Genomic DNA, 13,766 nt, shown 5'->3' with positions numbered 1-13,766 from the left:
TTAAAGATAGGAGATTTGATTTGGTACAGGGAAAAAACTCTATTGATAAAGATAAGTTGTATGAGTACGGGGATTCAATGAAAATTCAAAAACATCAATTAGATAAAGTGGTAAATCAAAATTATAAAAATAAAGAAAAATTGGATACAATAAAAAAAAATAATGAGGAAACAAGAATAGAGTTAGAAAAAAATTTTGAAGAAGCAGAGACCCTTTTGCGCTTATTTGAAAATGGTGAAATCTATTTTGAATTAGAAAACTCTGATTATAATGAATTTATGAGTATAGAAGCAACTGAAATAGAGCAAAAAGTAATTATTCCTGAAGATGAGTTGATTCAAGCAGTCGAATGGGGGGAAGAGCAAAATTGGTCAGAATATATGGCCCTCATTAAAAATTATGCTAAAGAACAACATATTGATCTGCTTAAAGATCCTTTTGAAGAACTTTTGACACCACAACAAATAAAAGAAATTGAGAATAGAGTTCGAGAAGATTATTCATTAAAAGGAGTGGTTGATTGTGATAAATATGACTACCTTATTGCCAGTTTTAGTGGTGCTATTTCTGGGATAATAGATAGTCTTTTTGTAGGAATGCCTGGTGAAAGTAAAATTGGTAATTGGAGTTATGATGAGACAGATAAATTTGTTAAGAAAATAGCTAAATTATTAGGTTGGAGTCCTAAAGGGTCTAATAGTACAGAAAATCAGACAATGTCAAGTGCAATAAGATTCTTAGAGAATAAATTTAAGGTCAATTATGATCAGCAATATGGTGGAGCAGCGGGTGATCTGCTAAATATGTCAGCGTCAAATCATCATCTTAAGTCTTTGGGACATTCACCTGATTTAATTGGCATGGTATTCTCTATTATTGATCAATTTACATCTACGTCACATTTCTTAGATAACGGAAGACTAATCACTTTTGATACAAAGAAAAACACCTTATATGGATCAAATTTTATATCAAAATTATTTTGTGGCTTTGCCAATTGGCTTGGACATTTAATTTCTGATGTAGCAGGCTCGTCTGGTTCAAGAAGTAAAGGTGGTGTCGGCGCAGGTATCCCTATGCCCTTATTTGAATTGTTTCAATTAATAGGAGTTGGATCTATCAAACACAAGGATGAGAACTATACAATTGCAGATTTTTCTGTCAAAGTTTTTGAGCAATCAAATAATGGACAACGATATGATATGAGGTTTGGAATTGCTCAAGCGGTACCTGTACTGATTAATGAATTGTTTATTAGGTTAATGTGGTCTATTAAAAGATATTTCTACCATGATAAGTCTTTTATAGACTCATTACCATTTGGCAACAAACCTAGCCTTAGAAGAATGTTATTGGTAGGACACGGTTCAATGTGCCTAGTCGATTTTGGAGATGCCGCAATAAGATCCGGAGCTAGCAATCCTATGAGCTTTGTTTTGCACCTTAATTTTATAGGCTGGTCAAAATTTGCTTTTGCTGGAATGAAAGAAATACGTTCAATTTATTTCAGTAATGCAATAGATAATGAAGCTTTAGACAATGATTTAGAAAAAGAATGGGAAAGATTGTATAAATCAGTCTAGTTTATAAACTTTAATTAAGTATGGAAACTCTCAAACTAATATAGTATGAGAGTTTTTAAATTAAATAATAGTAGTAAACAATTAAGAGCTATTATTTAAAAGTTGAATATTCATAAATTAATTTAAAAATGAATGGTAGAATAGAGGTAGTTTAAAAGTTGAAATTAAATATAAAAAATAAATAGATTTAAGAGGAGTAAATTATATAATGGCAGAAAAAATAGAAAAAAATTCGAAAACACTTTATCAAGCACTTTGGAATTCAGCAGATATCCTACGTTCTAAAATGGACGCAAATGAGTATAAGAGTTACTTATTAGGATTGGTCTTTTATAAATATCTTTCTGATAACATGCTTCGCTATGTATCTGTTTTGTTAGAAGAAGAAACAGAGGATTTAGAAACCGCTCAAAATCTATATGTAAAAGCTTGCCAAGATAGCGATATTAAAGAAGATTTGTTGGATGAGTTACAAGATGAGTTTTCTTATACGATTGAACCTCAACTAACATTTACTGCACAGATTAATGCGATTCATGATGGTTCCTTTCAATTAGAGGACCTGGTACAGGGTTTCAGAGATATTGAACAATCGAGCGAGATATTCGAGAACCTCTTTGAAGATATTGACTTATATTCTAAAAAATTAGGCACAACACCACAAAAGCAAAACCAAACCATTTCTGATGTTATGAAAGAATTATCTGTTTTAAATATGGCTGGACATGCAGGAGATGTATTAGGGGACGCTTATGAGTACTTAATCGGACAATTTGCTTCTGAATCTGGTAAAAAAGCAGGAGAATTTTATACGCCACAACCTGTTGCAAAACTAATGACACAAATTGTACTCCAAGGAAAAGAAAATCAAAAAGGATTCTCTGTTTATGACCCAACAATGGGGTCAGGTTCTTTATTGTTGAACGCAAAAAAATATTCTAATGAACCAGGTACGATTTCTTACTTTGGACAAGAATTAAATACGTCTACGTATAACTTAGCTCGTATGAACATGATCCTTCATGGAGTATCAACTGCAAACCAACAATTGCATAATGCGGATACCTTAGACCAAGATTGGCCAACTGAAGAACCAACAAACTTTGATGCTGTCCTAATGAATCCGCCGTATTCTGCAAACTGGTCTGCAGATAAAGGATTCTTAGAAGATGTTCGTTTTTCAACTTATGGTGTATTAGCTCCAAAATCCAAAGCGGATTTTGCATTCTTACTACACGGTTTCTATCACCTGAAAGATACAGGCGTCATGACTATTGTGTTGCCTCATGGCGTTCTTTTTAGAGGAGGAGCTGAAGGGAAGATTAGAACAAGTTTATTAGATAATGGTGCTATTGATACGGTCATTGGTTTACCAGCTAATATCTTCTTTAATACATCCATACCAACTACGGTTATTGTTTTGAAAAAAGATCGACCAACAAAAGATGTTTTGTTTATCGACGCTTCTCAAGAATTTGATAAAGTAAAAACTCAAAACACCTTAAACGATCAACATATCGATACTATATTAGAGACTTACAGCAAACGTGAGAATGTAGATAAATATGCTTATGTAGCTCAATTTGAAGAGATAGTAGAAAATGACTACAACTTAAATATTCCTAGATACGTAGATACCTTTGAAGAAGAAGAAGAGATCTCATTAGAAACAATTTCTACAAACATTCAACAAACTAAAAAAGACTTAGATAATTCAGAAAATGAATTGTTTAGTATGTTGAAAGAGCTGAACGGAACAACAGAAAAAGCAGATAGAGAATTACAAGGGTTTATTTCACAGCTGATAAGTAAGGGTGATAAGAATGAATAAGAAAAATTCAGTACCAAAGATACGTTTTAAAGATTTTGAAGATAATTGGAAAAGTCGTAAGTTGAGTGAAATTTCAGATAAAGTAACGGAAAAAAACAAAGATAATATGTATATAGAAACTTTAACAAATTCAGCAGCACTTGGAATTATCAGTCAGAGGGATTATTTCGACAAAGATATTTCAAATGCAAAAAATTTAAATGGTTATTATGTTGTTAAACCGAATGACTTTGTCTATAATCCCAGAATATCAAAGTTTGCTCCAGTGGGACCAATAAAGCGAAATAATTTAGAGAGAACTGGAGTAATGTCACCTCTTTATTATGTGTTTCGTACCAATAATATCAATGGTGCATTTCTAGAAAGATATTTCTCATCGAACTGGTGGCATAGATTCATGAAAATAAATGGTGACTCAGGAGCTCGTTCTGATAGATTCGCAATCAAAGATTCTGTCTTTTGTGAGATGTCAATTCCTTACCCTAGTATTAACGAGCAAAATAAAATCAGTGTTTTATTTGAAAAGTTAGATAAAACTGTTATGCACCACCAAGAACTTCTTAACGATCATAAGAAACTAAAAAAAGCTATGTTGCAAAAGATGTTTCCACAAAAAGGAGAAACCGTTCCAAGAGTAAGATTTGCAGAGTTTAATGATAGTTGGATAGAAAAAAGATTAGTTGATATCGTCAAAATTCGCCGAGGATTAACATATAAACCTAATGACGTCAGTTCAAATGGAGTCAGAGTACTGCGAAGTTCAAATATCAAAGAGGATATATTTAAATTAAGAAAAGATGATGTTTTTGTTCAAGAGAAAGCTATTAATATTCCAGAAGTTGAAAATGGAGATATATTGATAACCGCTGCCAATGGATCAATAAGGTTAGTAGGAAAACATGCAATTATTAATAACCTTCCGTCCAACACTGTTCACGGGGGGTTTATGTTAGTAATACATTCAGACCATAATCCTTTTATAAATACTTGGATGAGCTCTTCAGAATATAAAAGAACGTTAGAATTTGTACAAGGAGGAAATGGTTCAATAGGTAATTTATCAATTAAAACGCTTGAAAGTGCAAAAATATCAATACCTTCTAAAGAAGAAAGAATACTTATCGGGCAATACTTTACTAAAATAGAAAGCATAATTACTTTTCACCAAAATAAATTAGAAACCTATCAAGAATTAAAGAAAGCTATGCTACAAAAGATGTTTGTTTAAGACTAAAGAAATGAGGCGAGTGGATGGCTATCACGTTTACTTCTGAATCAGAGTTGGAAAAAAATCTCATTAACCAATTAATTAGTGGGGAATCGCAATGGACTTATCGGAAAGATTTAAACACAGAAGATAAATTATGGGTGAACTTTAGAGAAAAATTAGAACGCAACAATAAAGATATTTTAAATGAAGTTAACCTGACGGAACAAGAATTCCGTCAGGTTCAAAATGAATTGAAATTTGCTAACTTCTATGAAGCATCTAAATGGTTAGCAGGTGAAAATGGCATTGCAAAAGTTCAAGTGCAACGAGAAGATGCGTCACTTGGAACGGTTCGTTTAAGAGTATTGAATCGTGCGGATATTGCTGGTGGAATGTCTTCTTATGAAGTCATTAACCAATTTACAAGCTTTAAACAAAGCTCAGATGATCGAGATCGACGTTTTGATATCACGTTACTGATTAATGGGTTGCCATTGATTCATATTGAACTAAAAAATAGAGCCCATTCTTATATGGAAGCTTTTCGTCAAATTAAGAAATATTTAGTACAAGGTAAATTTACCGGTATCTTTTCAGCACTTCAAATGTTCATTGTGTCGAATGGCAGTGATACACGCTACATAGCTGCAGCACAAGATACAAAGTTGAATGAACAATTTTTAACGACGTGGGTTGATTCAGAGAATGGCCCAGTCACCAGTTACTTAGAGTTTGCTCAACAGGTTTTATCTATTCCACAAGCACACAAGATGATTACCCAATATACCGTCATTGACAGCAATAAAAAGGCCTTAATCTTATTGAGACCCTATCAAATTCATGCGATAGAAGCGGTTAAAGCTGCTTCTAAACGACAAGAGTCGGGTTACGTTTGGCATACGACCGGTTCAGGTAAAACCTTAACATCTTATAAGACAGCACGAAACTTGCTTCAGATTCCTTCATTAGATAAAACGATTTTTATCGTTGACCGAGTGGATTTGGACCAACAAACAACGTCTTCTTTTACCTCATATGCTGAACACGATGTGATTGAAATTGATAAGACGAGTAATGTGAAAGATTTAATCAAGAAACTTCTTTCTGCTGACCGTACAGTTGTAGTAACAACGATTCAAAAATTAAATCACGTTATGAAACGCTTTGAAGGCGAAGAAGAGACGCAAACCTATAAAAAGTTGAAAACATTGCGTCTCGCTTTTGTCGTGGATGAATGCCATCGTGCGGTATCGCCACAAAAGCAACAAGAAATAGAACGCTTTTTCTTTCATTCTCTTTGGTATGGGTTCACAGGAACACCTATTTTTGCTGAAAATGCTAAACAAGCCATAGGAAACTTAGCTCGTACAACCGAAGAACAATATGGTCGTAGACTACATGAATATACGGTTAAAGAAGCGATTCATGATAAAGCAGTTCTTGGATTCCAAATTGAATACAAGAGTACGTTCTCAGATCAAGAATTAGACGATATCGTCTTACAAGTTGAACCAGATGCAGAACTATCAATCTTATCTGAAGAAAAAAAAGAAGCTAAAATCCCTAAATCCGTCTACGAAGATGAAAAACATATGCTAGAAGTGATTCATTCTATTTTAAATAAATCAGGACGCAAATTAGGCTTCCAAAACGGTTCAGGAAAAACGTATGATGCGATTTTAACCACATCTTCTATTGCACAAGCCCAACGGTATTATTCTTTATTTAAAGAAGTTGTCGCTGGAGAAAAAACTGTAAGTATTAGTGAAAAGACAAGAAGTAAACTACCAGATTTTCCTAAAATAGCGATCACCTATTCTATTTCTGAAAACGAAGAAACATCGGTTATCAACCAAGAGATGATGGTAGATTCTATCAACGATTACAATGCTTTATTTGATACGAATTTCTCCATTGAAACCATGCGCGCGTATAACAAGAACGTCAATGATCGTCTAGCACGTAAACAAGAAAAATACCTCTTTAGAAAAGAGCAACTGGATTTAGTGATTGTCGTTGACCGCTTGTTAACGGGATTTGACGCTCCTTGTTTGTCGACCTTATTTATTGACCGTGCACCGATGCAACCACATAACTTGATTCAAGCTTTTTCACGGACAAACCGCTTGTTTGACCGTCCGAAACACTTTGGTCAAGTGGTTACCTTCCAAGCACCTGCAACCTATGCAGAAAGAGTAACCGAAGCCCTTGTCTTGTATTCTAATGGTGGGGAGAACGAACTATTAGCCCCAACCTTTGAAGAGGCGCAAAAGGACTTTAAACAAGCGTTAGTCGTTTTAAGGCAACTGGTTGATCATCCTGAATCAGTTGATGATTTAAGTGATGGACAGAAAAAGAAATTTGCGAAAGCCTATCAAAGTTTGGATAAGGCGTATGCAGCGATTCAAGTCTATACAGAGTATGAAGAGTCAGAACTAGAAGCAGAGTATCACATAACACACGTTGAAATTGAAGAGTTTCATGGGAAATATATCAATGTAATAGATGAACTTAAACCTGTAACAGTTGATGATGAGATTGTTGATATGGATGTTGAGTATGAGCTAGAGTCTGTCAAAACAGAGGATATTAACTACGAATACATCATCCTATTAATCCAGGCATTGGTTCCAGATTATATTGAATCTGAAATGAGTCCTGTATTAGAATCGGATTCAGAAGAAATTGATACGTATATCAATGATTTGAAGCGCACTAATCCAAAACTTGCGGAACTAATGGAGCAATTGTGGAACGATATTCAACAAGAACCAGAACAGTACCGTGGCAAACAAGTCTCTACTTTATTGGAAGAGATGATACAAGAAACCATCAATTATCAAGTAAATAATCTTTCAAAAGAATGGGCGATAGAAGAAAGTCTGTTAGCTTTTTACGTTAATCACTATAACCCCAAAAAAGAAAAACAAAACGGGGAATCAGAGTTGAAACGCACAAGTGATTATGAAGTATATAAAGCCAATACAGAAAATCCCGTAAGACGCTTGTCTTATTGGAGAGAAATAAAGACAGATGTTACAGATATGATAAACGAAACGATATTACCATTACGTAGGCCATAGTTTAGTGACTTAAAACTAGGGATGAAGTAAGAAAAACAGGACGTTTAATTCGAAATAAGGGACACCAAACTCAGACAAAAGATAACTGAGTTTGGTGTCCCTTATTTTATTTGATCTATGTCTATATATGATTTTGTATATTCAAAAGTAAAAGGTAGATGTATCATAATACTAATTGTGAATACTAATAAAACGAACTACATTTTTTTGAACGAAAAATACAGAAATCATTAAAATGTCTATTTTAAGAAGATGTTACCAATGAGTTTGATAACTATTTTGAAAAAAACGAATTATTTTGCTTTTAGTATAACGTCGATATTTCCTTGAGTAGCTTTAGAGTAAGGACAAACCTCATGTGCTTTTTTCATCCATTCGCTAGTTTCTTCTGAAGTAAACCCTTCAATTTCTCCTTCTAAAACAACTTGTAATTGAAGACCTGTTTTAGCTTCATTGAGAAGTGAAACGGTACAATCGATGGTACTGTCTACTTTCTTTCCTGCTTGTGAAAGAATCATTTCAAGAGCAGAATTAAAACATGAACTGTAACCAGCAGCAAATAGTTGTTCAGGATTGGTTCCTCCTCCGTTAGTCCCTGGTGTAGATACTTTAAATTCTAGTGAATGATCTGGCGAAAATACATCTCCATTTCTTCCACCTTTATTTGTCATTGTAGTTTCATATAATTTTTTCATCGTTTATCATTCCTCCTATTTTATTAGTTAAGCTATCCATTTGCGTTAATAAATCAACATACTCTTGCTCACTTAAGCCTAAATTAGAATAACAATCAGCAATATCGCCAAGTAGTTTTTCTTTTATGCTAAGAGCTTGATTTGTTAAGTTAATCATTACTTGTCGTTCATCTTTTGGATTACGTGTTCGAGTGATGTATCCATTTTTTTCCATTCTTTTTAGTACAGGGGTTAATGTGCCACTATCTAACTTTACGTTTTCGCCCAAAATTTTCACGTTTTGACTTGAGTTTTCCCATAGATGTAGCAAAATAATATACTGCGTATAGGTCAAAGAATAGGGTTCTAAGATCGGTCGATAAAATGCCATAAATTGCTTTGATAAAGAATAAGCAGAGAAACAAAGTTGTTCATCTAAAAGATAACGTTTTTCTATGATTATTTATCACTCCTCTTAATTAAGTTGTGCACAATTTAATTATACACAACTTGTTCGTTTTATGCTAGTCATAATAGCTAGTTCAAAACTAATATATAATAGCTAGTTCAAAACTAATATATGAATGCAGTTTTTTGATAAGCGTATCCTCATGATACTTAGCAAAAATAGTGAAAAGTTAAAAAAATAACTTAATCCATTAAAGGCAAGCCGTATTCTAGGAGATAGAATGTGGCTTGCTTTTAACGAGTTAAGCCTTTCCTTTTTTAAATAGTCTTTTTTCTTCAGAAATTAATTCATACGTCGACAATAAAGGGCTAACTGACTCATTACTCTTAAGAGATAAGAGGGTAGCTGTGTAGGCTAACCGCAGCACTTGTTCCCACTCTAAGGAATTCTGAAGGCCCCAAATGACAGCGCCAATAAGAACAGCACTAGCTCCATTTGTATTAACAATTGTTTCAGGTACTTTTTTAAAATGAAATGTATCTGAATTATTTTTAAAATAAAGTCCGTCTTTTAAGGAAAAAACGATCACATTTGAAATATTTTTACTTAAAATATAATCAACTGCAGACTCTAAGTTCGTGTAAGGTTCTTCATATGATAAAAGCAATTCTTTTAACTCTGCTGGAGTAGTAATTAAGGTATGAATTTGTTGATTAGAGTTAATGAATCTTAAATTTTTATTTATAGAAGTTGTTTTAATAATTATTGGTACTGAAACATGGTCATAGATGTACTCGATTGTTTCAGCAGGAATATTTGTATCAACTATACAGTATTGTGAATTGTTCATTCTATCTATATATTTCATGATAAAAGTGGGTGTCATTTTTTTATAGATATCCATATCATCAATTCCTATGACCTTATCGCCGTTAGCATCGTCAATGTACAAATAAGAAGAAGTGTGTTCACCTGGGATTCGTTCACAACATTGTATGTCCATATTATTTTCTTTACTATTATTTACAAATTTTTCTCCATTCATATCATCTCCGTAAACGGATATTAAATAATTGGGAACATTAAGTTTAGTTAATGCTAGCGAAATTGTCCTTCCAGAGCCTCCCAAAGCAAAAGTTATTTTTCCAGGATTAGAATTATTATCAATTAATTTTTCTGAAGATATTCCCATAATATCAATGTTTATACCGCCAATAACCGTTACAAATTTGATGTTACTTAAAACATATCCTTTACCCTTAATATATCCTTTTCTCATTAAGTTATGAATATGCGCAGCAACACCTGATCGAGTAATACCTAGTATATAAGCTAATTCTTCTTGTGAAATTAAAGGATTTTCTTTTATTATATTTAGGATTTCTAACTCTCTGCCAGTCATTCTATTCCTCCTACAGATTTTTCTATACATATTTTAACATAGTTAATGAATAAATGATTATTTTGAGAGCGCCAATACGTTTTAACTTGCTAGCTTCTTTCAACTAATTGATTAAAAAAGTTTTTTATAGTCTACAAAAAAATCATATAGTATGGACATTTATTTATAAATACAAAAAAAAGTCACGATACTGACTGTTTAACATGAAACCACTCTCTTTTTTATAAACAAAAGATTACTTTGTAGCGTATTGTTGATAATATTGTTGCCATAAAGTATAGTTAAATCATAGTAAAAAAGGAATAGATATCACCTTATAAGAAGAGGAGGATGATCTTTTGGAAAGAGAATATGTAGTCGTTATCGGAGGACTAAATGTTGATATTGCGGGATTATCGAGTGATATATATAGAGAAAAAGATTCAAATATTGGAGAAGTTTCCATTAGTGTCGGCGGAGTTGGACAAAACATTTCTCAGAATTTAACAAAATTAGAAGTACCGACATATTTGATAAGTGTATATGGTGATGATAACTTTGGGAAAATCGCAAAATACGAATGTGAAAAAAACAATATTAACCTTGATTATTCAGAGTGTGTCAAACATTCTCGTAACTCAATTTATTTGTATGTAAATGATAATAATGGCGATTTAGTGACCGCGATTAATGATATGGATATTATTAAAGAAATTACACCAGAATTTTTGGGAAAAAGAATAGATTTTATTAATGATGCAAAATTAGTGGTTATCGATTGTAATATTTCAAAAGAATCAGTTGAGTGGCTGGCTGAAAATGTAACAGCACCTATCTTTGTTGACCCAGTATCTGTTGCAAAAGTAGGCAGACTAGATAATGTATTAAGCAAAATTGATACATTAAAGCCTAATGAGCATGAATCTCAAATTTTAACAGGTGTTAAGGTAGTAGATGAAGAAAGTGCACGTAAAGCGGCTAAAGTATTGAATGAAAAAGGTGTTAAAAATGTTTTTATTTCACTAGGGACGCAAGGGATTTTGTGTTCTCGTAATGGTGAAACAGCTATTGTTCGCCCTTTTGCTAAAAAAATAGTGAGTACCAATGGAGCTGGAGATTGTACGATGGCTACTATTATATGGGCTAGATTTAGTTATGGGGGTGCTCTTCCATTAAAAGAGATTGGGCTCTTAACGCAAGCAGCTGCGTGTATTACTCTTGAATCTTCAAGTGCGGTATCGCCCAATCTGAGTGTTCGAAATGTTGTTATTAGAGCTCAAGAAAATAGTTAACCCCACAGATCTTAAAAAATTATAGTTTTGAAAGAGTGGAAAGTTTGCTAAAGTCAGACTTATTTTAGTTAAAATAACCTGATGAAATGTTTATCATCAGAGGTGAATCTAGATTACTTTTAGTTAAAGGTTGTTCTTATTAAATTAAATCGAAAGAAATAATAAAAATTAAATTTAGGGAGAGAAAATTAAATGGTAAAAACACAAATTTATTCAATCGTTAATTATAATGAAGCAGTTCAAGTTATGGATGCTGGAGCGGATCATATTGGACTAGTCCCAATGCAATCAGGTGGAATTCCTGCACATCGAGTTCCTTTTGATGTTGTTGAACTCATTTATGCAGAAGCAAAACGTCGTGGTGTCAAAACAATCTCTATAATGTTAAATAAAGATGTGGAAGAAATGTTCTTTATTATTAAAAAATTAAATCCAGATATTGTTCACATTGCAGGAATGGACTATACCGCAGATCAAGAATTTGCTGATCGTTTACACAAAGAGTGTCCAGGAATGAAATTAATGCAAGCTGTGTTAGTTGATGATCGTGGTGCGATAGAACGTTCTAAAAAATATGCAGAGTTCTGTGACTACTTACTGACAGATACAGGTCTAGCCGTTGCTACAGGTATTGGGGCAAGTGGTGAGACTCATGATTGGGACATTGATCGTGAAATTGTAGAAACCGTTAATATTCCAGTAATCATTGCTGGTGGTCTAGGTCCAGACAATGTCGAAGACTGTATTCGTAGAATTAAGCCATATGGAGTGGATTCTCTTTCAAAAACCTCTTATAAATTTAGAGATGGAGTTATTGAAAAGGATATTCCTAAAGTAAAAGAGTTTTGTGAGATAGCACATCGCGTATCCAAAGAACTAGGATTAGACTAAAGGAGGGATAAAGATGAGTTTTAAATTAGAACAAAAAGTCAAAGTAGTAGTGACGTTCGAACTTAGTGAAAAATTATTAGAAATCTTAAAGATTAGCAACTATTCAAAACCAATGATTGTTGTTGATAATTTCTTACTCAATTCTCCTATTATTCAAGAAACATTCGAAAGACTTACTAGTAGTGGAATTGACTATGTTGTTTATGACAAAATTATTCCAGATCCTCCTATTGAATTGATTAATAAAGGTGCAGAATTATTTGTAGAAAATAAATGTGATTCAATCATTGCAATCGGTGGTGGAAGCGTTATTGATGCTGCAAGAGGAATTAACATCGTTCGCTCATTTGGAGGAGATATTAAAGATTACGTTCACGATAGAGAAGTACCGTCTCTTTGCCTTGGATTAATTTCAGTACCGACCACATCTGGAACGGGTAGCGAACTATCCAATGCATTAGTAATCACGGATACTAATGCACAAGAAAAATTAGCAGTATTGTCTGATAATGCTGTGAGCGAATATGCAGTGTTAAATCCAAACTTAGTGAAAACTGTGCCTAAAAATATGACTATTATGACAGGTCTTGATGTTTTCTCTCACGCAGCAGAAGCCTATACATCAAAATTGGCAAGTCCTATCATAGATTCAATTTGTGAAAAAATCATGTTTCTTGTGGTTAAATATTTACCACAAGCAGTTAATAATCCAGAAGATTTAGAAGCACGCGAGCGCATGATGGTTGCCTCAGCTCTTGGTGGCTGGGTATTAAATAACGGAGGCACACATTTTGGACATTCACTAGCTCATGTAGTAGGTGCTAAAATGCATATACCACACGGAATGGCCTGTGCCTACGCTTTACCCGTAACGCTACTTTACACTGCTGAAGTTGAACCAAAAAAAGTACGAGAAATTGGAAATATTTTAGATGTTGAGTTTCCAAATAACGCAACAAACGAGGAAATTGGTCATTATGTTGCAGATGCATATAAAAAATTTAGAGATGAAGTTTTAGGACTTCCAACATTTGAACAGCAAGGAATAGATCGTAAGGAACTACAAAATCTTAGAGATGATGTTGTAAGTGAACGTTTTGCGGCAAACAGTCCTTTTGAAGTTACAGCTGATTTAGTAGATGCTGCGCTACTAAAATTTGGCTAAAGAGGATAATGAGAGATGAGTTTGATAGGTGTGATTCGATGTGTTGCGGCTTTAATAGTTAGTGCAGCTGTCGCATTAAGTTTTAGTCCATAAAGAAAAAAGTATAGAGGAAAGTAAAGTAATAGATAGTGCAAAATTTTCTTTGAAATTAATATTAGGTGGAACTTTAGCAGGCTTGTTAACCGCAACTATTGTTGGATTCTACTTTTAAATCATGAGGAATAAAAAAGAGTGCTCACTTCAAAGG

10 protein-coding genes are annotated in these 13,766 nt (G+C 33.4%); 7 read left to right on the top strand and 3 right to left on the bottom strand.

Translation table 11 applies throughout. From position 1 onward, the window contains the following. Positions 1–20 precede the first annotated feature (20 nt). The 4 genes from ACMHYH_RS09950 (at position 21) to ACMHYH_RS09935 (ending at position 7,707) form a co-directional block, all read left to right on the top strand. Complete coding sequence (locus tag ACMHYH_RS09950) at positions 21–1,583, top strand: hypothetical protein (RefSeq protein ID WP_414839247.1); 1,563 nt, start codon at positions 21–23, stop codon at positions 1,581–1,583. 208 nt (positions 1,584–1,791) lie between these two features. Continuing rightward, the gene (locus ACMHYH_RS09945; protein ID WP_414839246.1) at positions 1,792–3,414 is read left to right on the top strand and encodes a type I restriction-modification system subunit M; all 1,623 of its coding nucleotides are present in this window, start codon (positions 1,792–1,794) and stop codon (positions 3,412–3,414) included. Continuing rightward, positions 3,407–4,642, top strand: a complete 1,236-nt coding sequence (locus ACMHYH_RS09940) for a restriction endonuclease subunit S (protein ID WP_414839245.1) — start codon at positions 3,407–3,409, stop codon at positions 4,640–4,642. Before ACMHYH_RS09945 ends, ACMHYH_RS09940 begins: the two co-directional genes overlap by 8 nt. Positions 4,643–4,665: 23 nt before the next feature. Next, a complete protein-coding gene (locus ACMHYH_RS09935; protein WP_414839244.1) occupies positions 4,666–7,707 on the top strand; it encodes a type I restriction endonuclease subunit R in 3,042 nt (1,013 codons plus the stop codon). Between the two features lie 293 nt (positions 7,708–8,000). On the opposite strand, the gene ACMHYH_RS09930 is transcribed toward ACMHYH_RS09935, so the two are convergent. The 3 genes from ACMHYH_RS09930 to ACMHYH_RS09920 all read right to left on the bottom strand — a co-directional run bounded on the left by ACMHYH_RS09930 (position 8,001) and on the right by ACMHYH_RS09920 (position 10,192). Continuing rightward, positions 8,001–8,402, bottom strand: a complete 402-nt coding sequence (locus ACMHYH_RS09930) for an organic hydroperoxide resistance protein (protein WP_414839243.1) — start codon at positions 8,400–8,402, stop codon at positions 8,001–8,003. After that, the gene (locus tag ACMHYH_RS09925; protein WP_414839242.1) at positions 8,386–8,772 is read right to left on the bottom strand and encodes a MarR family winged helix-turn-helix transcriptional regulator; all 387 of its coding nucleotides are present in this window, start codon (positions 8,770–8,772) and stop codon (positions 8,386–8,388) included. The genes ACMHYH_RS09930 and ACMHYH_RS09925 overlap by 17 nt, the downstream gene beginning before the upstream one ends. Positions 8,773–9,091: 319 nt before the next feature. Then, positions 9,092–10,192, bottom strand: coding sequence for a PfkB family carbohydrate kinase (locus tag ACMHYH_RS09920; protein ID WP_414839241.1), 1,101 nt, complete (start codon positions 10,190–10,192; stop codon positions 9,092–9,094). A gap of 338 nt (positions 10,193–10,530) precedes the next feature. Between ACMHYH_RS09920 and ACMHYH_RS09915 the strand changes: the two genes are divergently transcribed. From ACMHYH_RS09915 to ACMHYH_RS09905, 3 genes are all read left to right on the top strand, one after another. Next, complete coding sequence (locus tag ACMHYH_RS09915; RefSeq protein ID WP_414839240.1) at positions 10,531–11,463, top strand: carbohydrate kinase family protein; 933 nt, start codon at positions 10,531–10,533, stop codon at positions 11,461–11,463. Between the two features lie 192 nt (positions 11,464–11,655). Beyond that, complete coding sequence (locus ACMHYH_RS09910; protein WP_414839239.1) at positions 11,656–12,354, top strand: phosphoribosylanthranilate isomerase; 699 nt, start codon at positions 11,656–11,658, stop codon at positions 12,352–12,354. 13 nt (positions 12,355–12,367) lie between these two features. Next, positions 12,368–13,519: an iron-containing alcohol dehydrogenase gene (locus tag ACMHYH_RS09905; protein WP_414839238.1), complete on the top strand. Its 1,152-nt coding sequence runs from the start codon at positions 12,368–12,370 to the stop codon at positions 13,517–13,519. Positions 13,520–13,766: the final 247 nt, after the last annotated feature.

Source organism: Carnobacterium sp. TMP28, from assembly GCF_047553015.1.
GTDB lineage: Bacteria > Bacillota > Bacilli > Lactobacillales > Carnobacteriaceae > Carnobacterium_A.
This window is presented reverse-complemented; position numbering and strand designations above follow the sequence as displayed.